This is a genomic window from Knoellia locipacati, assembly GCF_044791685.1.
GTDB lineage: Bacteria > Actinomycetota > Actinomycetes > Actinomycetales > Dermatophilaceae > Knoellia > Knoellia locipacati_A.
This window is the reverse complement of record NZ_CP087730.1, coordinates 2,987,733-3,008,915: the sequence shown is the minus strand read 5'-3', so window position 1 is coordinate 3,008,915 and position 21,183 is coordinate 2,987,733. Positions and strand designations below refer to the sequence as shown.

The following is a 21,183-nucleotide window of genomic DNA, read 5'->3' as shown; positions in this document are numbered from 1 at the left end:
GGTCGACGCCGCGAACACGTGGGTCGACCTGGGAGAGCTCCGTCGCGGGCGGCTGAGCCTCGACGACCTCGTCGTGCTCGGCGATGCGACTGTCGCCCGGATCGACCGGCTCGACCGGGCTGGTGGCCAGTCGGTGCGCTCCGGATCGCGATCCTCACCGGGCGTGCAAGCCCTGCACGCGGCGCTCCACCAGCGGGTCCGGCCGCGCGGCAAAGTGCTGCTCGCCTCGGCCCTCGACCTGGTCCGCCCGCGGGTCCGCTCCCCGATGGAGACAAGGGCCCGGCTGATGTTCGTCCACGCAGGCTTCCCCGAGCCGGAGGCCGGAGGGGTGATCACCGACGAGGCGGGCGAGTTCCTTGCCGAGGGTGATCTCGTGTGGCGAGCCGAGCGGGTCATCGGTGAGTACCAGGGGGCGCACCACGCGGGACATCGGTCGCCGCAGCATCGATGCCGGCCGCCGACACCTGCTCGAACGGCACGGGTGGGCGGTCCGAGAGCTCTTCGCCGCCGACGTGCACCGGCGTCCCCGCCGGATCGACACGCTCGAGGCGGTGGCCGTGCTGCTCGGCCTCGACCCGTCAACCCTGACGATCACGTGACCAGACGCAGTCGAGAGGAGAGAACACGCCGGATGCCGGACGGCATACGCGGCGTGTTCTCTCCTCTCGACGGGAGGTTCGGGGCGCGCCCCTAAGGCTCAGAGGCCGAGCCGATGCGGCCTCTTCCTCACCTCCGCTGCGGCCGAGGGCTCCTTCGTCGCCCTCAACCTGCGCTGCGCCTTCGTCAGAGGCCGAGGTCGCGGCCGATGAGCTCCTTCATGATCTCGTTCGAGCCGGCCCAGATCTTCGTGACGCGGGCGTCGCGCCAGGCGCGGGCCACGCGGTACTCGTTCATGAAGCCGTAGCCACCGTGCAGCTGGACGCACTCGTCGAGCACGTCGTTCTGGACCTGCGCGCTCCACCACTTGGCCTTGGCGGCATCGACGGCCGACAGCTTGCGCTCGGCGTGGGCCGCGACGCAGTCGTCGACGTAGGCCTCGGCCACCTCGATCGCCGTGACGAGCTCGGCGATCTTGAACTTGTTGTGCTGGAACGAGCCGATGGGCTGACCGAACGCCTTGCGCTCCTTGGCGTAGGCGATGGTCTCCTCGAGGATCGCCTTGGCGTGGGCCACGTTGGAGACGGCCGCCCCGACGCGCTCCTGCGGGAGGCGCTGCATCATCGAGATGAAGCCCATGCCCTCCTCGCCGATGAGGTTCTCGGCGGGGATGCGGACGTTCTCGAAGAACAGCTCGGCGGTGTCGGACTCCTCCTGGCCCACCTTGTCGAGCTTGCGGCCACGGCTGAAGCCCTCCATGCCCTCCTCGACCATGAGCAGCGAGATGCCCTTGGCGCCCTTGCTGGGGTCGGTGCGGGCGGCGACGATGACGAGGTCGGCCTGGTAGCCGTTGGTGATGAAGGTCTTGGACCCGTTGAGGACCCAGCCGTCGGAGTCGTCGTCGGCACGCACGGCCGTGGTCTTGAGTGCGGCGAGGTCGGAGCCGCCGCCGGGCTCGGTCATCGCGATGGCGCAGATCTTCTCGCCGGCAGCCATGGGCGGGAGCCAGCGCTGCTTCTGCTCCTCGGTGCCGAGGTCGACGATGTAGGGCGGGCAGACGTCGCTGTGGATGCCGAAGCAGGACGAGGTCGCCGCGTTGAAGCCGGAGATCACCTCGGCCGAGATCGCGTTGAAGCGGTAGTCACCGGCCCCGGCACCGCCGAACTCCTCGGGGATGTCGAGGCCGAGAAGGCCCTGCTTGCCGGCCTCGCGCCAGATGTCGCGGTCGATGCTCTTGGCCTCGAGCATCTGCTCGGCACGCGGCTTGAGGGTGCGGTCGACGAACTCCTGGACCGAGTCGCGGAACGCGAGGTGGTCATCGTCGTACAGGTTGCGGGGCATGGCTCTCCTCGACAGAAACACGATTGACTAAGCGCTTGCTTAGTCTCACGCGGGTCAGGCATGCTGTCAACATGTCGGCCACCACAGGGGCGCCCCGCTCGCAGCAGAGCATCCTCGCCACCCTCGAGGACTCCGGTGACCCCGCCGGCGCCACTGCCGTGCGGCTCATGATGGCCGCCGCCGACGCCTTCGCCGACAAGGGATTCCACGCCACGACGACCCGTGACATCGCGTCACGGGCCGGCCTCTCCCCCGCCGGTGTGTACGTGCACTTCACCTCCAAGGAGGACCTGCTCTTCGAGCTGAGCCGCCGTGGGCACCAGACCGCGCGAGACCAGCTCGTCGCCGCAGCCCGGGCCTCCGCCTCGCCCACCGACGCGCTCCGCTCGATTATCGGCGGCTTCTCGAAGTGGCACGCCGAGCACCACCAGCTCGGGCGGATCGTCCAGTACGAGTTCCGCCACCTCAGTCCCGAGCACCGTGAGGCCGTCCTCTCGCTGCGCCGCGAGATCGACAAGGTCGTGCGCGGGGTGCTCACCGACGGGGTCGAGTCCGGGGACTTCGAGGTTGACGACATCCCCAGCACGGCGCTGGCGCTGCTCTCGATGGCGGTCGACGTCGCGCGCTGGTACTCCCCCGAGATCCGGCGCACGCCGGACGACATCGCCGCCACGAACGGGGACCTCGCGGTGAGGCTCGTCGCACGCCGTTAGGCTTGCGCATCATGACCGACGCCGGAGGACACGGGGGCTCCCCGTCGATCGAGCAGCCCGACTACTGGTGGTACCTCGCGCGCACCGATCTGCTGCACGCCGCGCTGAGCGACCACGCCGCCGACCGCACCACCGTGCTCGACATCGGCAGTGCCGACGGTCCGAGCGCCGGGTGGCTCCATGACGGCACACGCCACCTCGCCTCCCTCGACATCGACCCGCGCGGCCTGGGGAGCAACGGCGTGTGCGGCTCGGCCCTGTCGCTGCCGTTCGCGGACGCGAGCTTCGACATGGTGTCGGCGTTCGACGTCATCGAGCACTGCGACCCCGAGGCCGAGGCGCTGGCCGAGGTCAACCGGGTGCTCCAGCCGGGAGGGACCTTCCTCATGGCGGTGCCGGCCTACCAGTGGGCGTGGACCGACTTCGACGTCGCCAACGGCCACTTCCGTCGCTACACGAAGCGGCGCGCGGTCGACGCCGTCGAGCGGGCCGGGTTCCGGGTCGAGCGGGCGACCTACGCCTTCGCGTCGGTGTTCCCCGGGTTCGTCGCCGAGCGCGTCGCCCGCAGGCTGCGCGACCGGAAGCACACCCGGCCGGCCGACGTGGTCGACGTGCCCGCCGTTCCCCGAGCCCTGCACCACGTGCTCATGGGCCTCACCAAGGTCGACCACGCCATCCTGCGCCACGCGGACCTGCCGTTCGGCAGCTCGGTCTTCCTCGCCGCGACGAAGGTCCGCGACGCCGGCTGAACCGCCGTCTCTCGACGGCGGCCGTGAGCGGTCGACGCACCGCAGGGCCCTTCTCACCTGCTCGCGGTGATCTGCACGCACAATGGCGCGGTGCGCATCTTTGCCGCGGTCGTGCCGCCACCCGAGGCCTACGCCGACCTCGAGGAGTTCGTCGAGCCACGCCGGGACGTCCACTCGGACCTGCGGTGGACGCCCTCGCACCTGTGGCACGTGACACTGGCCTTCATGGGTGACGTGCCCGCCGGCCTGCTCGACGACGTCGTCGACGCGGTGGCCGCAGCCGCGGCCACGCACACGCCGATCCCGCTGCGGCTCAGCGGTGCCGGCACCTTCCCCAACCCGGCGGAGGCGCGGGTCGTCTGGATCGACGTCAGGTCCGACTCCCCCACCGGCCTCCCGGACCTCGAGTCCTTGGCCCTCGGCGTCCGCCGTGCCTGCGGCCGGGCGGGAGCCTCACCCGCGGGCGGCGCGTACCGACCACACCTCACCCTGGCCAGGGTGCGTCGGCCCTTCGAGGCGACGCAGTGGCTCCGCGTCATGGACGCGTATGCCGGCCCGTCATGGAGCGCGGACGAGGTCACCGTCTTCGCCTCCCACCGGGGAGACGGAAGGGGCAGACCGCACTACGAAGCCGTAGCGGTCTGCCCCCTCGGTGCGAGCGTCAGTCGCGGGTGAGCTTGCGGTAGGTGACGCGGTGCGGGCGTGCCGCTTCCTCACCGAGTCGCTCGATCTTGTTGGCCTCGTAGGCCTCGAAGTTGCCCTCGAACCAGTACCAGCTGGCCGGGTTCTCCTCCGTGCCCTCGTACGCGAGGATGTGCGTCGCGACCCGGTCGAGGAACCACCGGTCGTGGCTGATGACCACGGCGCAACCGGGGAACTCCAGCAGGGCGTTCTCGAGGGAGCCGAGGGTCTCGACGTCGAGGTCGTTGGTGGGCTCGTCGAGGAGGAGCAGGTTGCCACCCTCCTTGAGCGTGAGCGCGAGGTTGAGGCGGTTGCGCTCACCACCGGAGAGGACACCGGCCTTCTTCTGCTGGTCCGGGCCCTTGAAGCCGAACTGCGAGACGTAGGCGCGGGAGGGGATCTCGACGTGGCCGACCTGGATGTAGTCGTGGCCGCCGGAGACGGTCTCCCAGAGGTTCTTGTTGGGGTCCAGGCCTCCACGGCTCTGGTCGACGTAGGAGATCTTCACGGTCTCACCGATGTCGACGACACCGTCGTCGGCCGGCTCGAGCCCGACGATGGTCTTGAAGAGCGTCGTCTTGCCGACACCGTTGGCGCCGATGACACCGACGATGCCGTTGCGGGGCAGCGAGAACGACAGGCCGTCGATGAGGACCCGGTCGCCGAAGCCCTTCTTGAGGTCCTTGACCTCGATGACCTTGCTGCCCAGGCGCGGGCCCGGCGGGATCTGGATCTCCTCGAAGTCCAGCTTGCGGGTGCGGTCGGCCTCAGCCGCCATCTCCTCGTAGCGGGCCAGTCGAGCCTTGGACTTGGTCTGGCGGGCCTTGGCGTTGGAGCGGACCCACTCGAGCTCCTCCTTGAGGCGCTTGCTGAGCTTGGCGTCCTTCTTGCCCTGGACCTCGAGGCGAGCCTGCTTCTTCTCGAGGTAGGTCGAGTAGTTGCCCTCGTAGGGGTAGGCGCGACCGCGGTCGAGCTCGAGGATCCACTGCGCCACGTTGTCCATGAAGTAGCGGTCGTGCGTCACGGCGACGACGGCGCCGTGGTAGCCCGCGAGGTGCTGCTCGAGCCAGAGCACCGACTCGGCGTCGAGGTGGTTGGTGGGCTCGTCGAGGAGGAGGAGGTCCGGCTTCTGGAGCAGGAGCTTGCAGAGGGCGACGCGGCGGCGCTCACCACCGGAGAGGACGGTGACATCGGCGTCCGGCGGCGGGCAGCGCAGGGCGTCCATCGCCTGCTCGAGCTGCGAGTCGAGGTCCCAGGCGTCAGCGGCGTCGATCTCCTCCTGGAGCTTGCCCATCTCGGTCATGAGCGCGTCGAAGTCGGCGTCGGGCTCGCCCATCTCCTCGGAGATCGCGTTGTAGCGGTCGAGCTTGGCCTTGATCTCGCCAGCGCCCTCCTCGACGTTGCCGAGGACGGTCTTGGACTCGTTGAGCTCGGGCTCCTGCATGAGGATGCCCACGCTGTAGCCCGGGGTCAGCCGCGCCTCACCGTTGGACGGCTGGTCGAGGCCGGCCATGATCTTGAGCACCGACGACTTGCCGGCACCGTTGGGGCCGACCACGCCGATCTTGGCGCCGGGGAGGAATGACAGGGTGACCTCGTCGAGGATGACCTTGTCGCCGTGGGCCTTGCGGGCGCGCGACATGACATAGATGAACTCGGGCATGGGGCAAGGCTAACGACTGCCCGCCCCATCCCCGAATCGGTTTGCCGTCAGGCGGCCGGCTCCTCGACGAGAGGACCGGTCACGGCCTCGCCTCCCTCGTCGCCGGCGCCCTCGGCCCGTCGCTCGCCCGGTCGCTCGGCGAGGAGGTACTCGTCGCGCTGCGGGTCGCCATATCCCTCGGACTCGGCCTGGATCGTCCGGAGGGCCTCGTCGTGCTTGTCACCGGAGCCGTAGGAGGGCTTGGACACCTTCTCGTAGACCGTCTGCCCCCAGGTGAGGTCGTGCCCGACCCCGTTGGCCACGATGCTCACCGACGTCCCCAGGCTGCCGTCGTCGCGCTTGAACTCGCGGGCGGAGAGCCGCCCGTGGACGACGACCGGCTGCCCCTTCTCGATCGACCGCAGGACGTTGGCGCCGAGGTTGCCCCAGGCGAAGACGGTGAACCAGGACGTCTCGCCGTCCTCGTAGGTGCCCGGCGCCCCGCTCACCTGCCGCCGTGGCGTCGAGGCGACGCGGAAGCTGGCGAACGGGTTGTTGTTCTTCGAGACCTTCATCTCCGGGACGCTGGCGACCCGCCCCTGGACCGTGATGGTGCTGTCCTGCATGACTGAAACCTCTCTGGTCGGGCTCCACTCGTGCGGAGCACTGCCACCAGAGTCCGGAGCGCCCGGCCGGGCGGCAACGGTGGTGAGGCCGATCTGTGGACGACGGGTCCCGGCTCGCGGCGCTGTGGACGGTCACGCATCCTCGGAAGGACGGCCTCGGGGTCAGACCTTCGCTGCAGCGTCGAGGTGCTCTCGCGTCTCGCGGTGGCGCTCGAGGATCCGCGAGACCGGCGCGAGGATCTGCTCGTCCGCGACCGTCGAGATCGAGTCGCGCAGGCGGCCGTCGATGACCGATCCCCGGCGACGAGCCCCGATGCCCGCGAGGAACCTCGAGACGATGGCGAGCAGGAGCCCGGCCAGGAGGCCCCCGACGAGCAGCACGAACGGCCACGGCAGCGGGCCCCACATCGGGGTCTCGATGCTCGGGAACTGGAGCCAGCCGAGAAGCATGAGGACGAGCACCCACACCAGGCCGGCGACGGCCACGAGGGCCAGCAGCAGCTGGACGATGCCCACGACCCGCCACCACACGGGCGTGCGCGAGCGCAGCGACGTGGAGATCACGGCCTGGTCGAGAGCGTCGGCCATGGCATGTCCGGGAGGAGCCGCGGCCGCGTCGACGGCATCGCCCCACCGGGTGGGCAGCTCCGCACCCGCTCGCTCAGCCAGGCGACGGGTGGCGAGGTCGACCGCGGCCCGGGCTGCCGGGGTGGGCGGTGGCAGGGACGAGCGACCGAGCACCGAGCGCACGTCGGCGTCGGTGACGCTGATCGCGCCGCGACCGTCGTCGAGCCGGAGACGACGAAGCGGACGTGGCTTGAACCGCTGAACCCAGCGGGTGAACGGCCACCCGGTGTGGCTGGCCGCCTGCATCCTGTAGTCACGCTCGACGGCGGCCACGACGGTGGGGACGCCGGCTGCACGGGCCAGCGCGTCGACGAGCTCGCCCTCGCCCTTGGCCTTGATGGCCGGCTCGGTGTCGGAGACTGCCGGACGCAGGGCGCCGGTGGCCTGCCGGATGTCGGCGGCGAGGCGGGTGCGAGCGGCGTTCGACCCGGACACGGCGTTGCTCAGCCGCTGCCCCAGGACGTCGATACCGCGTCCGGTGCGCGCCGACGTGGGGATCACGGGCGCGTCGGGCATGCCGTCGCGGCCCATGAGCCGCTTGAGGTCGGTGACGCACTTGGCGACGTCGGCGTCGCCGAGGCGGTCGACCTGGTTGAGCACGACCACCGTCACGGCGTCGTGGGTCGCGAGCGCCGAGACGTAGTCGTCGTGCAGGCGAGCGTCGGCGTACTTCTGCGGGTCGGTGACCCAGACGAACACGTCGACGAGCTCGAGGACGCGCTCGGCCTCGGCGCGGTGCGAGGTCTCGCGCGAGTCGAAGTCGGGCAGGTCGAGCAGGACCAGCCCGTCGAGCGACCCCACCGTGCCCTCGACCGCGGAGTCCCCCGCCACGTGGTGGCGGGTGGCGACGTCGAGCCAGTCGAGGAGCGGGCCGGCCGGCTCGTCACCCCAGATGGCTGCAGTGGGCCTGGACGTCGTCGGCCGGCGCGCGCCCACCTGGGCCACGTCGCTCCCGACGAGCGCGTTGAACAGCGACGACTTGCCGCTTCCGGTGGCTCCCGCGAGGGCCACCACCGTGTGCCCGCCGACGAGGGAGGTCCGCTCCCCCACCTTGGTCACGACGGACCGGGCCCTGGTGGCCGGTGCCTCGGGCAGCTCGTCGCCGCCGCTGGTCAGGGCAGCGTCGAGCGAGCCGGAGGCAGCGGTGAGCGCCTCGGCGGTCACGCTGCGAACCTTCGCGCCCCCCATCCGCAACGGACTCATGCAGCCCCCTCGCGGACGCGGGCTGCCGCGGAGTCGAGAGCGGCCGACTGGCCGGCCGTGTCCCCCAGGGACGCGACGGCTGCGGCATACCGGCCCTGCTCCACGGCATACAGGTCGGTGACGCGGGTGAGCAGGCTCTGACGCGCCTTCGCGGCCATCTCGCGGACGGCCTGGTCGCCGAAGATCGCCTCGAGCACGCGCTGCGCCAGCACCGAGGTGCCGCCCGCGATACCGAACTCGGCGCCGGTGAGGCCTCCGGTGGCCGCGAACGACACGAGCATGAGGAAGAGTCCGATGGCGTTGACGCCGTATGCCGCGATCCTCGCGTTGGTCCGCCGGTTGCCTCCCTCACTGCGGACGATGTCGAAGACCTCGCCCTGCCACTCGCGGACGAGAGCCTCCACTCGCGGGGTGAGGTCGGCAGACGGCTTGGCCAGCTCGGGGTGTGCCGTGACGATGGCCTGGCCGCCGGGCAGCCGACGCCACTCGCGCGCCGTGTCGGCCGCGGCCGCGGAGGCGTGGGACACGAGGAGGTTGGCGACACCGGACTGGAGCGCCTCCCCGAGGTCCTCCGACGGCGCAGGCTGGCCCTTGATCGCCGCCGTGACGCGGTCGCGCCACTTCGACAGGGTCGACTCGACCTGACGGAAGAACTCGCCCGTGCCGACGAACTCCTGCCAGCGGGCGAGGACCTCACCGCGCAGAAGAGTGCCGTCCGTCATGCCGTCCCTGACTCCCTGGGTCGCGTGGTCGTAGTTGCCCTCGGCGGCCGCAACCAGCGCCTCTGCTGCGCGGTCCTGCTCGGCCGAGGCCTCGACGAGCGAGGTCGTGCGACCGGAGAGCGAGCCCATCGCACCCTTGAGGGTCTGGTTGACCACGACCGCACGGGCCCGTGCGTCGCTCGCAAGCGCGTCGAGCCAGGCGCGGAGGCGACCCATGGACTCCGGCTTGAGGAAGCCGTCGTCGGTGAGGGTCGACTCGGGGACGGTGAAGATCGGGGCGGTGGGCAGGCCCTGCTCGCGGAGCATGCCCGCGAGGTGCGGGCGGATCTCGTCGACCGACTCCGGCGCGATGCGGTCGAGCACGATCGCGACGGCCGTCCCGCGCTCGGCTGCGGTGCGCAGGAGGTCCCACGGCACGGCGTCGGCGTAGCGCGCCGCCGTCGTCACGAAGAGCCACAGGTCCGCCGCCGCGAGGAGCTGGGTTGCGAGCTCACGGTTCGCCTGGACGACGGAGTCGATGTCAGGGGCGTCGAGCAGCGCCATGCCCGGCGGCAGGCTCGCGGACTCGACGAGCCGGACCGTGCCCGGCTGGGACTCCTCACCGGCGCCGCCGGTGACGCGCGCGAGGCTCGGCAGGATGCGCTGGTCGGCGAACCACCGCTTGTCATCGGGGTGGTGGACGAGCACGGGGCTCGTCGTCGTCGGTCGCAGGACGCCGGAGCGGCTCACGACGGCACCGACGATCGAGTTCACCAGGGTCGACTTGCCAGCGCCGGTCGAGCCGCCCACCACCGCGAGAAGGGGCGCGTCGATGGAGCGCAGCCGCGGGAGGACGTAGTCGTCGAGCTGCTGGAGGAGCTCGCGCCGCACCGACTCGCCGTGCGGCTGGCCCGGGGTGCTCAACGGGAGCACGGTGGCTGCGACGAGGTCCCGGAGGCCGGTCACGGCCTCGACGAGCTCGCTCGTCTGGGTCGCCTCGGATGTCGTCACTGCCTCAGCCTAACGAAATGGTGAGGCCTCGCGCGCCGACGTGCCGAGGCGCTGACCTGCAGTTCCACCACGCGGACGAGTTGCGGCTCAGATCTCCGGGAACTGGCGGAAGGCCTCGGCGGGCAGGATCCGGCGACGCTGGCCGTTCCTCGTCGGATGCACCCGCAGCGTCACCGACTGCCTGTGGTTCGACGGTCTGACGTAGTAGCACTCATCCGTGTCCGGGCAGTAGATGCACAGGACGTCCACCTCGGACTTGTCCGACGGCTTCATGTGCGTTCCATGTCGGTCGGCCCACACCGAGCGGAACTGCACCGAGATCGCCCCGAGTCTCGTCGATCGGTACTTCACCTGGACCCGGTGGAAGGCTGAGCGCCTGTAGGCGACGAGGTCGAACTCGGCATGCTCGGTCGCCGGGAAGAGAATCATGAACCCTTGGGCTGCCAGGTCAGCGTGCGCCTTCGCGGTGCCGAGGTCGCCCTTGTCCTTCGTGTGATGAGCCCCCATGTGCCGACGCTATGGGTGAGGTCTGTCATCGGCCGCCAACCGCTAATCTTCCTCCCACGAGCCCCCGTAGCTCAGCGGATAGAGCGAGTCACTTCTAATGACTGGGTCGCAGGTTCGAGTCCTGCCGGGGGCGCAGTGGAGCAGGTGGGTGGCGCCGGCAGAAGTCGCGGATCGCCTCGTTGACACGGTCGGGCTGCTCGAGGTTGCTCAGGTGCCCGGCGCCCTCGACGACGACCAGCTCGGCGGCGGGGATCTCCTCGGCGAAACGGTGCGCCACCTCGAGGGGCGAGCGGGCGTCGGCCTCACCCCAGACCAGCAGGGTCGGAACGGTGATCCGGGGCAGCAGCTCGCTGAGGTCGGTCTCGGCCATGATTCCGAGCTCGAGGGCCAGCGTCTCGGGCCGCACCTCGCCCGCGACGGTCGACATGAGGTCGACGACGTCCTCCGTCGGGTCGCTCGCGAAGAGGCCGGGCAGGGTCGGGTCGAAGTCCTCTGCTGGCGCTGCGAGCATGGCGCGCACTCCCTCGACCCGACGGTCGACCTCGTCGGCCGAGAGCGAGCCCTTCCACCCGGCATACGTGTCCATGAGGACGAGCGTCGCGACGAGGTCGGGATGGCGACGCCAACACTCGAGCACCACGGTCCCGCCCCACGACAGCCCGGCCAGGTGGACCGGCCCGAGCCCGAGGTGGACGATGACCGCCGCGAGCGCATCGGCGAAGTCGGCGAGGTCGAAGCCGGCCGGGACCGCGGACGACCGGCCCACGCCGGGTTCGTCCCAGGCCACCACGGTGAGCTCGTCACCGAGGCCGGCCAGCTGTGGACCCCAGCTGCGCCAGTCCATCGCGGCCCCGTGAGCGAACACGATGGGCGCTCCTGAGCCGGTGCGCTCGAAGGCGACCTCCAGCCCGTTGACCTCGACCCGCTCCACGGATCGAACCTACCCCGATCGCGAACGCCGACAGGGGCGCGGCGGTGGGTGTGGCCGCGCCGCGATGGCGTCGGCATCTGATCGCTACCGCGGCGCCACGGCCACGGCCCATGCGCCGCCTCGGTGCGGCCGACGGCCACCCACCCACTGTCCCACCGTCGGTCCGACACGACACCGTGTCCGATGAACACGGGCACGACGGGCCTGCCGCTCGGGGTGACATGATCGGCTCATGGCCGTCGTGATCCGCACCACAGAGGTGACCGACGACCCCCGTCTGCGCGACCTGCTCGACGCCGGTGAGCTCGAGCGGGTGCAGCGACGGGAGAACCCCCACCCGTTCATCACGGCCCATGCCCTCCTGCGTCGGCTCGTCGCCGATGAGACCGGGGTCGACCCACGACAGCTCGAGTTCGAGAAGCGGTGCGCGACCTGCGGGACCGACCGCCACGGGAAGCCGCACGTCGCCGGGATGAGGGACATCCACGTGTCGGTCTCCTACGGCGAGCACATGGCCGTCGCGGTGGTCACCAACATCGGTGAGGTGGGGGTCGACGTGGAGGATCTCGAGTCGGCCGACTTCGACGGTTTCGCCTCGGTGACCCTGGACGCGAGCGAGGCGGCCCACCTCGACGGCCTCGACGGTGACGCGCTCCTCGGCGCTCGCGCCCTCCTGTGGGCCCGCAAGGAGGCGATCCTCAAGGCGACGGGCCACGGGCTCGTCGTCGACCCGAGCCAGGTCGTCGTGTCCGCGCCCGATGCTCCGGCGGCCCTCGTCGAGTGGAAGGCGCGCGAGCACCCACCGGGACCCACCCAGGTGGGTGACATCGACCTCGGGCGCGAGGACCACCGCGCCGCGGTGGCCGTCCTCACGAGCCGGCCGATCACGGTGCGGGTGCAGCGCGGCTGACGCGCCTGCCGTCAGCGGGTTCGGGCACCCGCCGCGGTGCGCCGCAGGGCCAGCTCTGCCAGGAGGGCGGCGATGTCCGGGACGACCGAGTCGTCGTAGAGCGCACGCGGCGAGTGGTTGTCCTCGGCGGTCGTGTGGTCGTCGACGACGCAGGCCCCGATGTTGAGGTAGGCCCCCGGGACCTCCTCGAGGACGAAGGCCATGTCCTCGGCCCCCGCCTCGGGGTTGGCCATGTCGGACCAGCGCTCCTCGCCGAAGAGGTCGACGACGGCCCGCTGAGCCAACGCGAACTCGTCGGCGTCGTTGACCGTGACGGGGTATCCCCCACCGATGTCGACCGTCGAGGTGAGGCCGTGCGCCGCGGCGACGTGCTCGGCGACCCGACGGATCTCGGCGTGCGCCCGCTCCCGGTGCTCCACCGAGAAGGTTCGCAGGGTCGCCTGGATCTCGGCGGTGTCCGGGATGACGTTGTTGACGGTGCCGGACGCGATCCTCCCGACGGTGACGACGACCGGGTCGAAGGCGTCGAAGCGTCGCGTCACCATCGTCTGCAGCGCGAGGACCAGCTCGCAGGCGACCGGCACGGGGTCGAGGGCGTACTGCGGCTGCGAGCCGTGTCCGCCCCTGCCCTGCACGGTGATGACCACCTCGTCGGCCGCAGCCATCTGCGGCCCGGGGCGACCGAACCACACGCCTCGGGGACGTTCGGCGGCATACACATGGACGGCGTATGCCGCGTCGACCCGTCGGCCGGCCGCGTCCAGGAGCCCTTCGCGCAGCATGGGTTCGGCCCCTCCGGGGCCCTCCTCGCCCGGCTGGAACATGAGGACGACGTCGCCGGCCAGGTCGTCGCGCAGCTCGTGGAGGATCCGGGCGGCTCCGACGAGGCCGGCGGTGTGCAGGTCGTGCCCGCACGCATGCATGCGTCCCGGCTCCTGCGACGCGAAGTCCAGACCGGTGGCCTCGGTGACGGGCAGCCCGTCCATGTCACCGCGGAGCAGGACGACCGGGCGGTCGGTTCCGGGCTCGCTCGCGCCTCGTCCGCGGAGCACTGCGACCACGCTGCTCAGTCCCTGGCCGAGGGTGATCTCGAGGTCGAGGCCGTCGAGCGCGGCAAGCACGGCCTGCTGCGTGCGGGGCAGGTGCAGGCCCAGCTCGGGGTGGCGGTGCAGGTCGCGCCGGAGGGCGACGAGCTCGGGCGCCATCGACTGCGCCAGCGCCACTGCCGATGTGGCCCTGGTCGTCGCCGACGGCTGCATCAGAGGACCTGCCCGGCGAACTCACGGCGTCGGCGGGCGAGGATGTCGAGCAGCTCCCGTTCCTCTGCGAGGGCGTGCGCGTCCGCTGCCGAGTGGTGCATGCGGCGGCGGAGCAGGGCGAGCTCGCTCGCGGCGTCCTGGAAGTCCTCCATCGACCGCAGCGCGGCGCGCCCACCGTTGAGGCGAGCCCAGTGCCGGGCCTCGCGGCGCTTGGGCATCGAGGCGAGCATCGAGACCTCCGCAGAGGAGAGCCAGCCGGCATCCGCGTAGGCGTGGAGGAACTGACCGATGAGCCGGCCCTCGCGGCGACGGGCCCACACGACGAACCCGAGGAAGGCGAGGAAGAGCGGGATCTCGACGAGCAGGTAGACGGCGAAGAGCCCCTCGCCCCCGCTCACGGCGGCGAGGTTCCACACCGCGTGTGCGATGACGGCGATGAGGAAGCCACCGAGCGGCGCGAGGACGCGGACCGGCCCCCGACGGGACGTCGCGGCCACACCGATCCCGATGCCGGTGCAGATGGTGAACATCGGGTGCGCGAACGGTGAGAGCAGGCAGCGTCCGACGAAGGTGGCGGTGAGCCCGTCCTGACCGTGCTCGACCCAGGCGATCGCGAGGTACTGGATGTTCTCGGTGAACGCGAAGCCGGCCGCGGTGACACCGGCGTAGACCATGCCGTCGGTGACGCCGTCGAACTCGCGCTTGGCCAGGCGCCACACGAGGAGCACGAACGCTCCCTTGGCGGCCTCCTCGACGAACGGTGCGACGAACACGGCGGTGAGCGCGAGCGACTCGTCGTCCGGGATGGACCCCCACAGCACGAGCTGTCCGGCGGTGTTGAGGGTCATGGCGATGAGCACCGCGATGAGCGCGCCCCAGAGGAAGGCGCGCACGAGGTAGCGGGTCGGCTCGGCCTCGAACCGGTCGAGCCACATGAACGTCGGCACGACGATGCCGAGCGGGATCGTCGCCACGACGAGACCCAGCAGGGTCGCGCTCAGCCCGGCTGCTGTCCCGATGGCAGTGGCGACGACCAGCGCCGCGAGGCCGAAGCCGACCGTTCCGATACCGAGGAGGATCCAGCGCCGGATGACGGAGCGCCCGCGGTGGACACCAGTCGTCCGGGCGGCCGCAGGGGGCGGCGGGACCGGTGTGCTTGCGTCGACTGCCTGCTCCCCACTCATGGACGACGAGCCTAGTCCTTCGCCCTAGTCTGGGACCCATGTCTGCGACGCCTGACCGAGCCCTCACCGACCGCATCGTCTGGATCGACTGCGAGATGACCGGGCTCTCCCTCGAGAACGACGCCCTCGTCGAGGTCGCGGCCCTCGTCACCGACTTCGAGCTCAACGTGCTGGGTGAGGGCGTCGACGTCGTCATCAAGCCGACCGACGAGGCGCTCGAGCAGATGGGCGACTTCGTCCGCGAGATGCACACGTCGTCCGGTCTCATCGACGAGCTCGCCGCCGGCGTCACCATGGAGGAGGCGCAGCAGCGTGTCCTCGACTACGTCCGCGCGTGGGTCCCCGAGCCGCGCAAGGCGCCGCTGGGCGGCAACACGGTGGGGACCGACCGCGGCTTCCTCGCCCGCGACATGCCCGAGCTCGAGGAGCACCTCCACTACCGCGTCATCGACGTCTCGTCGATCAAGGAGCTGTCCCGGCGCTGGTACCCCCGCGCCTACTTCGCGGCGCCGGCGAAGTCGGGCGGGCACCGCGCCCTGGCCGACATCCGCGAGTCCATCGCCGAGCTCCGCTACTACCGCGCCGCCGTCTTCGTCGACCCTCCCGGGCGCGGCACCGACGAGCTGCGCACCCTCGCGACCGAGCACGTCGTGGACCACTCGACGCCCGCTTCCGGGCCGCTCACGGGCGTGGTCAAGGGCACCCCGTCGGAGCAGGTACGATAGTCCGCGCTGCCTCGGCCGGACCTGTTCGTATGCCGTGACAGTCACCTTGGTGGGTGTAGCTCAGCTGGTAGAGCACCGCGTTGTGGTCGCGGGGGTCGCGGGTTCAAGCCCCGTCACTCACCCCAAGTCGAAAGCCCCTGCAGAGCAGGGGCTTTCGCCATGCTCGGCGGCGTTTGTGAGACTGGTGGCATGCGCCTCCCGATTCGTGGACTCTCCCTGCTCGTCCTCACCACCCTCCTCGGGCTGCTCGCCGGTGTCGTCCCCGCGAGTGCGCACTCTCGCCTGCTCTCGATCTCGCCGGCGGACGGTGCTTCGGTGCCGGGCTCCCCGGCCGAGGTCGTCCTCACCTTCAACGAGGAGGTGAACCCGGAGTTCGTCACCGTCCGGGTGACCGACGGCGAGGGCACGGCCGTCGCGGGTGACGACGCGACCGCCGAGGGCGCGGTCGTGAAGGTCCCTGTGACGGACCCGATCCCGGCCGGCTCCTACAAGGTGGCCTACCGCGTCGTCAGCGCCGACGCGCACCCGATCTCCGGGTCGACGTCGTTCACGGTCGAGGGCAACCCTGAGTCCTCCTCCACGGCCACGGGCGCGAGCCCTTCCGCCTCGTCGGCCGCCCCCAGCGCGTCGGGCAGCCCCTCGTCGACGGCTCTCCCGGACGGGAGCACCGGAGGTGACGAGCCCGCGTCGGCAGGCACTCCCGTCGCGGTCTGGATCGCGGTGTTCGCAGCCCTCGTGGGCGCTGTCGCAGCGACGCTCTACGCCGTCCGCAAGGACCACACGACAGGCTGAACAGGGCCCTGGATGGGAGCGACGAGCCCGATTTCGCAACTGGGCACCACCGCTGCTAATCTCTCTCCTCGCGCGCCATTAGCTCAATTGGCAGAGCAGCTGACTCTTAATCAGCGGGTTCGGGGTTCGAGTCCCTGATGGCGCACCACCAGAGCCCCGCACGGCCCTCCGTGCGGGGCTCTTCCGTGTCCCGGGACCAAGGGCCCTGCCAGCCGTCCAGGACGGGGCGGAGGGTGGAGGCACGAGCCCACCCCGGGAGGTGCGCCATGAGGCTTCGCGTGATCGTCACGGTGGTCGTCCTCGCCCTGGCAGCGAGCCTGTCGGGCTGCGTCATCCAGCGTCCCGACTCCTCGAGGGACTGGGACCGTGGCCGCTCGGAGATGCCGATGATGCCGATGATGTCGATGAACCTCTCCGAGCCGACCTGGTTGGCCGAGATGATCCCGCACCACGAGGAGGCCGTCCGGGCTGCCGAGGAGCTGGCCCGCTCGTCACGCCCGGAGATGCGCGATCTCGGCGCCGCCATCGTGAGCAGCCAGACGGCACAGATCGCGCAGATGCGGGCCTGGCTGGACCGGTGGTACCCCGACGAGCCGGAGGTCACGGCATACCGGCCGATGATGCGCGACCTGTCGGGTCTCGAGGGTGACGCCCTCGACCGCGCGTTCCTCGACGACATGATCGGTCACCACATGATGGCCGTGATGATGTCGCAGCACCTGCTCAGCGGCCGCTCGACCACGCACGACGAGGTCGCCGACCTCGCTCGCCAGATCAGCGCCGAGCAGCGCGCGGAGATCCGTCAGATGAGCAGCTGGCTCCGGGCGTGGTTCGGCCAGCGGGCCCCCGGGATGATGTGGGGCCGCTGACGGCGCCGCAGGTCAGCGCCGACGGCGACGCAGCAGCTTGATCGCGACGACGACGGCGACGACGGCCACGGCGGCCGCCACGCGCTCGACGCGCAGGTCGCCCTCCGGTGTGGTCGTCGCGTCGGCGAAGCGTGCCTTGGCCTTCTCGACCTCGCGCTTGGCGATCGCCGAGGGTGTGGCCTTGGCGGTGATCTCGTCGAGGGTGCGCGCGAGGCGCGCCCGTCGCTGGGCGATGTCGGCCTCGAGGGCGGAGATGGAGCTCATCGAATCAGTCCTCACTCAGTCCGAGGTCGCGTCGCAGCTTGGCGACGTGTCCGGTGGCCTTGACGTTGTAGAAGGCGTGCTCGACCTTGCCGTCCTCGTCGACGACGACGGTGGACCGGATCACGCCCTGGACGACCTTGCCATAGAGCTTCTTCTCACCGAAGGCGCCCCACGCCGTCATCACGGATTTGTCCGCATCCGAGAGCAGCGTCAGGGAGAGGTGCTCCTGGTCGCGGAACTTCGAGAGCTTCTCGGGCTTGTCCGGGGAGATGCCGAGCACGGTGTAGCCGTCGCTCTTGAGGGACTCGAGCGAGTCGCTGAAGTCGCACGCCTGCTTGGTGCAACCGGGCGTCATCGCCGCGGGGTAGAAGTAGACGATGACCTTGTCGCCGCGCAGCTCGGAGAGCGTCACGCTCTCGCCGGTGTCGGTGGCCAGGGTGAAGTCCGGTGCGGTGTCGCCCGGAGCAAGTCGCTCAGTCACGCAGGTCTCCTCGGTGGTCGGCTCTCGTCAAACTATCAGCGCGGCTCCGACAGCCCGTGCGCGAGGCGGGACTCGAACCCGCACACCCGAAGGCACCAGCTCCTAAGGCTGGCGCGTCTGCCAGTTCCGCCACTCGCGCGCGCAGACACTGTATGCCGTCCACTCACCTCGTCCCGCCACCCCGCCTTGCGTCCGCCAAGGTGGCGACATAACCCCCACAGTGGCGGACGCAACGGGAGGTGCGCCGACGGCATACGGCAACGTCCGCCAACCTGGCGACATGGCCACCACAGTGGCGGACGCAACGGGAGGGGGTCAGGTGAGGCGTTCGCGCAGGATGGGCACCATGGCGCGGAAGGCCCGCCCACGGTGCGAGATCGCGTTCTTCTCGAGGTCGGTGTACTCAGCCATCGAACGGGTGTCGCCGTCCGGCACGAAGACCGGGTCGTAGCCGAAACCGTTCTCCCCCACCGCGTCGCGACGGATCATCCCGGTCACGCGGCCCTCGACGGCCTCGACCGACCCGTCCGGCATCGCGAGCACGGCTGCGCAGACGAACGCTGCCGTGCGGTGCTCGTCCGGGACGTCCCCGATCTGCTCGAGGAGCAGGTCGAGGTTGGCACGGTCGCGCACGGCGCGAGGAGCGTAGGGACCGGAGTGGGAGCCCGACCAGCGGGCCGAGAAGACTCCGGGTGACCCGCCGAGGACGTCGACGGCCAGGCCCGAGTCGTCGGCGACGCTGGGGAGACCGGTGGCGCGCGCCACCGCGACCGCCTTGAGCCGGGCGTTGCCCTCGAAGGTCACCTCGCTCTCGACGACGTCGGGAGCGTCGGGGAAGTCGGAGGCGCCGACGACCTCCAGCCCGATCTCGTCGACGAGGTCGGCCAGGATCTGGCGCAGCTCGTGGACCTTGTGCTCGTTCTGGGTCGCGAGGACGAGGCGGGTCACCGCTGGCGCTCCCTCGGCGTCTCGTCGAGGGCCCGCTGCTGGGCCTCGGTGAGGCTGGCACAGCCGAGGGCGGCAAGATCGAGAAGCGCGTTGAGCCGGTCGCGGTCGAAGGCGGCGTCGGCGCCCTCCGCGGTCCCCTGCACCTCCACGTAGCGGCCCGAGCCGGTCATGACGACGTTCATGTCGGTGTCGGCCGTCGAGTCCTCGGGGTAGTCGAGGTCGAGGACCGGCTGCCCGCCGACGACGCCGACGCTCACGGCGGCGATCGAGTCGACCAGGGGCTGCGCGTTCTTGGCGATGAGCCCCTTGGCGCGGGCGTCCTCGATGGCGTCGACGAGGGCGACGTAGGCGCCGGTGATCGACGCCGTGCGGGTTCCGCCGTCCGCCTGGAGGACGTCGCAGTCGATGACGATCGTGTTCTCGCCCAAGGCCTTGGTGTCGATGACTGCCCGGAGTGCGCGGCCGATGAGCCGCGAGATCTCGTGCGTGCGCCCGCCGACTCTGCCCTTGCGCGACTCGCGGTCGGAGCGGGTGTTGGTCGAGCGGGGCAGCATCTCGTACTCGGAGGTGACCCAGCCGGTGCCCTTGCCCTTGAGCCAGCGTGGGACGCCCTCGGTGAACGAGGCCGCGCAGAGCACGCGGGTCTTGCCGAACTCGATGAGCACGCTGCCCTCGGCGTGGTCGAGCCAGTTGCGGGTGAAGCGGACCTCTCGGAGGTCCTCGGGGCTGCGGCCGTCGTGGCGGGTCTGCGAAGAAGTCACACGGAGCAGGCTAGACGTCCACGGCGACCGGGCGTGCGCCGAGGTGGTAGACCCCGTCGGGCTCGGCCACCTCGACACCGGGCCAGAAGGGCTCGGCCTGGGCCCGGCACACGTCACGGTCGTTCCACGCCGGCATGTGCGTGAGGACGAGTCGCTTCACTCCCCCGGCCTCCACGGCGGCTCGGGCCGCCCGACTGCCGGTGAGGTGGATGCCGCGGAAGTCGTCGCGGCCGTCGACGAAGGCCGAGTCGGCGAGCACGAGGTCAGCGCCCGCCATGAGCGGGCCGAGGTTGTCGCACGTGTCGGTGTCTCCGGTGTAGGCGAGGACGGCGCCGTCGGCCTCGACCCGGAAGCCGAACGCCTCGACGGGGTGGCGCACGGCATACGGGATGACCGTGACGGGACCGACCTCGACGGCGACCCGGTCCTCGAGCCGGCCGAACGAGAAGACCTTGTCCATGCCGCCGTCCTCGATCCCGTGGTACATGAGCGAGAGCCTCGTGGCCGTGTCGCGCGGCCCGTAGACCGGTATCCGCCGCATCGAAGCGCCCTCGGGCGCGTAGTGGTTGACGACGTAGAGCCCGCACAGGTCGGCGCAGTGGTCGGGGTGCAGGTGGCTGAGGAAGACGGCGTCGAGGTCGGTGGGGTCGACGTGGCGCTGCAGCGGGCCCAGCGCCCCCGAGCCGAGGTCGAGCAGGACGTTCCAGCTGCGACCGTCGCCCTCGACCGTCACGAGGTAGCAGGACGCCGCCGACGTCGGGCCCGCGAAGGAGCCGCTGCAGCCGACCACGGTGACCTTCACGCGACCACCCCGGGCGCCACCTGGGCAGGGGCAGGTGCCGCCGACGCCAGGGCCACCGGCGAGGTGAAGACGTGCCCAAAATCAGGTCCGAGCCCGAGGAAGCGCAGGGCGAGACGGCGGAACTCCTCCGGGTCACCGGTGGTCGTGAAGCCGTGCTGGGGAGGCGGCGCGTCGTCGGGCCGAAGCAGGTCGGCGTCGGCGAGCACGCGGTAGAGCTCCTTGGCCGTCTCCTCGGCCGAGGACACGAGCGTGACGTCCGGACCCATGACGTAGGAGATGACGCCCGCGAGCAGCGGGTAGTGGGTGCAGCCGAGGATGAGGGTGTCGACGTCCTGCTCCTGGAAGGGCGCCAGGTAGTCGCGGGCGACCGAGCGCAGCTCCTCGCCACCGGTGACGCCCGACTCGACGAAGTCGACGAACCGGGGCGCGGGGCCACTCGTCACGCGCAGATGGGGAGCCGCCGCGAACGCGTCGAGGTAGGCCCGCGACTGGTGGGTGCCCACGGTCGAGATGACGCCGATGCGACCGGTGCGGGTCGCCCCGACCGCGCGGCGCACCGCGGGCCGGATGACCTCGACGACCGGCACGTCGTAGCGCTCCCGCGCGTCGTGGAGGACTGCGGCGCTGGCGGTGTTGCAGGCGATGACGAGGGCCTTGACGCCGTGGTCGACGAGGCGGTCGAGGCACTCGAGGGCGAACGCGCGCGTCTCGGCGATCGGCCGCGGGCCGTAGGGGGTGCGGGCGGTGTCACCGAGGTAGGCCACCGACTCGTGCGGGAGCTGGTCGATCACGGCGCGGGCGACGGTGAGACCGCCGTACCCGGAGTCGAAGATCCCGATGGGTGAGTCAGCCACCGTGC

The 21,183-nt window shown here is 70.9% G+C and carries 23 protein-coding genes and 4 tRNA genes; 11 read left to right on the top strand and 16 right to left on the bottom strand.

Annotation, left to right across the window (positions count from 1 at the left end):
* Nucleotides 1–398 precede the first annotated feature (398 nt).
* Nucleotides 399–599, top strand: coding sequence for a hypothetical protein (locus LL946_RS14110; RefSeq protein WP_404381677.1), 201 nt, complete (start codon nucleotides 399–401; stop codon nucleotides 597–599).
* 184 nt (nucleotides 600–783) lie between these two features.
* Here LL946_RS14110 and LL946_RS14105 read toward each other — a convergent pair whose 3' ends face one another.
* Complete coding sequence (locus tag LL946_RS14105; protein ID WP_404381675.1) at nucleotides 784–1,938, bottom strand: acyl-CoA dehydrogenase family protein; 1,155 nt, start codon at nucleotides 1,936–1,938, stop codon at nucleotides 784–786.
* A 71-nt stretch (nucleotides 1,939–2,009) separates the two neighbouring features.
* Here LL946_RS14105 and LL946_RS14100 point away from each other — a divergent pair, with 71 nt between their 5' ends.
* The 3 genes from LL946_RS14100 (at nucleotide 2,010) to thpR (ending at nucleotide 4,075) form a co-directional block, all read left to right on the top strand.
* Entirely contained in the window at nucleotides 2,010–2,651 is a 642-nt protein-coding gene (locus LL946_RS14100) for a TetR/AcrR family transcriptional regulator (RefSeq protein WP_404381673.1), read from the top strand.
* Nucleotides 2,652–2,662: 11 nt separating this feature from the next.
* Nucleotides 2,663–3,400: a class I SAM-dependent methyltransferase gene (locus LL946_RS14095; RefSeq protein WP_404381671.1), complete on the top strand. Its 738-nt coding sequence runs from the start codon at nucleotides 2,663–2,665 to the stop codon at nucleotides 3,398–3,400.
* Between the two features lie 90 nt (nucleotides 3,401–3,490).
* Nucleotides 3,491–4,075, top strand: a complete 585-nt coding sequence (thpR, locus tag LL946_RS14090; protein ID WP_404381669.1) for an RNA 2',3'-cyclic phosphodiesterase — start codon at nucleotides 3,491–3,493, stop codon at nucleotides 4,073–4,075.
* Here the strand turns inward: thpR and ettA are convergent.
* The 5 genes from ettA to LL946_RS14065 all read right to left on the bottom strand — a co-directional run bounded on the left by ettA (nucleotide 4,062) and on the right by LL946_RS14065 (nucleotide 10,398).
* Nucleotides 4,062–5,744: an energy-dependent translational throttle protein EttA gene (ettA, locus tag LL946_RS14085; protein WP_404381667.1), complete on the bottom strand. Its 1,683-nt coding sequence runs from the start codon at nucleotides 5,742–5,744 to the stop codon at nucleotides 4,062–4,064. The two genes, thpR and ettA, sit on opposite strands and share 14 nt — an antisense overlap.
* A 47-nt stretch (nucleotides 5,745–5,791) precedes the next feature.
* Entirely contained in the window at nucleotides 5,792–6,349 is a 558-nt protein-coding gene (locus LL946_RS14080; protein ID WP_404381665.1) for a single-stranded DNA-binding protein, read from the bottom strand.
* Between the two features lie 162 nt (nucleotides 6,350–6,511).
* Nucleotides 6,512–8,140, bottom strand: a complete 1,629-nt coding sequence (locus LL946_RS14075; RefSeq protein WP_404381663.1) for a YfjP family GTPase — start codon at nucleotides 8,138–8,140, stop codon at nucleotides 6,512–6,514.
* Nucleotides 8,141–8,175: 35 nt separating this feature from the next.
* Complete coding sequence (locus LL946_RS14070; protein WP_404381661.1) at nucleotides 8,176–9,891, bottom strand: dynamin family protein; 1,716 nt, start codon at nucleotides 9,889–9,891, stop codon at nucleotides 8,176–8,178.
* Between the two features lie 87 nt (nucleotides 9,892–9,978).
* Nucleotides 9,979–10,398, bottom strand: a complete 420-nt coding sequence (locus LL946_RS14065; protein ID WP_404381659.1) for a group I intron-associated PD-(D/E)XK endonuclease — start codon at nucleotides 10,396–10,398, stop codon at nucleotides 9,979–9,981.
* A gap of 60 nt (nucleotides 10,399–10,458) precedes the next feature.
* Here LL946_RS14065 and LL946_RS14060 point away from each other — a divergent pair.
* A tRNA-Arg gene (locus LL946_RS14060) sits at nucleotides 10,459–10,531 on the top strand.
* Here LL946_RS14060 and LL946_RS14055 read toward each other — a convergent pair.
* Nucleotides 10,493–11,242, bottom strand: coding sequence for an alpha/beta fold hydrolase (locus LL946_RS14055; RefSeq protein ID WP_404386911.1), 750 nt, complete (start codon nucleotides 11,240–11,242; stop codon nucleotides 10,493–10,495). The genes LL946_RS14060 and LL946_RS14055 overlap by 39 nt on opposite strands.
* A 319-nt stretch (nucleotides 11,243–11,561) precedes the next feature.
* Here LL946_RS14055 and LL946_RS14050 point away from each other — a divergent pair, with 319 nt between their 5' ends.
* Nucleotides 11,562–12,239, top strand: a complete 678-nt coding sequence (locus LL946_RS14050) for a 4'-phosphopantetheinyl transferase family protein (RefSeq protein WP_404381657.1) — start codon at nucleotides 11,562–11,564, stop codon at nucleotides 12,237–12,239.
* Between the two features lie 11 nt (nucleotides 12,240–12,250).
* Here the strand turns inward: LL946_RS14050 and LL946_RS14045 are convergent, their stop codons facing one another.
* A complete protein-coding gene (locus LL946_RS14045; protein ID WP_404381655.1) occupies nucleotides 12,251–13,498 on the bottom strand; it encodes a M20 family metallopeptidase in 1,248 nt (415 codons plus the stop codon).
* Nucleotides 13,498–14,682 (bottom strand): PrsW family intramembrane metalloprotease, encoded by a 1,185-nt coding sequence (locus LL946_RS14040; protein WP_404381653.1) that lies wholly within the window; start codon nucleotides 14,680–14,682, stop codon nucleotides 13,498–13,500. Before LL946_RS14040 ends, LL946_RS14045 begins: the two co-directional genes overlap by 1 nt.
* 38 nt (nucleotides 14,683–14,720) lie before the next feature.
* On the opposite strand from LL946_RS14040, the gene orn reads away from it, so the two are divergent.
* From orn to LL946_RS14015, 5 genes are all read left to right on the top strand, one after another.
* Nucleotides 14,721–15,407, top strand: coding sequence for an oligoribonuclease (gene orn / locus LL946_RS14035; protein ID WP_404381651.1), 687 nt, complete (start codon nucleotides 14,721–14,723; stop codon nucleotides 15,405–15,407).
* Nucleotides 15,408–15,456: 49 nt separating this feature from the next.
* Nucleotides 15,457–15,532: transfer RNA gene (locus LL946_RS14030), tRNA-His, on the top strand.
* Between the two features lie 64 nt (nucleotides 15,533–15,596).
* Nucleotides 15,597–16,199, top strand: coding sequence for a copper resistance protein CopC (locus tag LL946_RS14025; protein WP_404381649.1), 603 nt, complete (start codon nucleotides 15,597–15,599; stop codon nucleotides 16,197–16,199).
* 72 nt (nucleotides 16,200–16,271) lie between these two features.
* Nucleotides 16,272–16,347, top strand: a tRNA-Lys gene (locus LL946_RS14020).
* Between the two features lie 118 nt (nucleotides 16,348–16,465).
* Nucleotides 16,466–17,068, top strand: a complete 603-nt coding sequence (locus LL946_RS14015; RefSeq protein WP_404381647.1) for a DUF305 domain-containing protein — start codon at nucleotides 16,466–16,468, stop codon at nucleotides 17,066–17,068.
* 12 nt (nucleotides 17,069–17,080) lie between these two features.
* Here LL946_RS14015 and LL946_RS14010 read toward each other — a convergent pair whose 3' ends face one another.
* The 7 genes from LL946_RS14010 to murI form a co-directional block, all read right to left on the bottom strand.
* The gene (locus tag LL946_RS14010; protein WP_404381645.1) at nucleotides 17,081–17,332 is read right to left on the bottom strand and encodes a DUF3618 domain-containing protein; all 252 of its coding nucleotides are present in this window, start codon (nucleotides 17,330–17,332) and stop codon (nucleotides 17,081–17,083) included.
* A gap of 4 nt (nucleotides 17,333–17,336) precedes the next feature.
* On the bottom strand, nucleotides 17,337–17,813 hold the full coding sequence (gene bcp / locus LL946_RS14005) for a thioredoxin-dependent thiol peroxidase (protein ID WP_404381643.1): 477 nt from the start codon (nucleotides 17,811–17,813) through the stop codon (nucleotides 17,337–17,339).
* Nucleotides 17,814–17,870: 57 nt separating this feature from the next.
* Nucleotides 17,871–17,952: transfer RNA gene (locus LL946_RS14000), tRNA-Leu, on the bottom strand.
* 176 nt (nucleotides 17,953–18,128) lie between these two features.
* Entirely contained in the window at nucleotides 18,129–18,761 is a 633-nt protein-coding gene (gene rdgB, locus LL946_RS13995; protein WP_404381641.1) for an RdgB/HAM1 family non-canonical purine NTP pyrophosphatase, read from the bottom strand.
* Nucleotides 18,758–19,522 (bottom strand): ribonuclease PH, encoded by a 765-nt coding sequence (gene rph / locus LL946_RS13990; protein WP_404381639.1) that lies wholly within the window; start codon nucleotides 19,520–19,522, stop codon nucleotides 18,758–18,760. Before rph ends, rdgB begins: the two co-directional genes overlap by 4 nt.
* Nucleotides 19,523–19,532: 10 nt before the next feature.
* The gene (locus tag LL946_RS13985) at nucleotides 19,533–20,324 is read right to left on the bottom strand and encodes an MBL fold metallo-hydrolase (protein ID WP_404381637.1); all 792 of its coding nucleotides are present in this window, start codon (nucleotides 20,322–20,324) and stop codon (nucleotides 19,533–19,535) included.
* A complete protein-coding gene (gene murI, locus LL946_RS13980) occupies nucleotides 20,321–21,178 on the bottom strand; it encodes a glutamate racemase (protein ID WP_404381635.1) in 858 nt (285 codons plus the stop codon). Before murI ends, LL946_RS13985 begins: the two co-directional genes overlap by 4 nt.
* Nucleotides 21,179–21,183 lie beyond the last annotated feature (5 nt).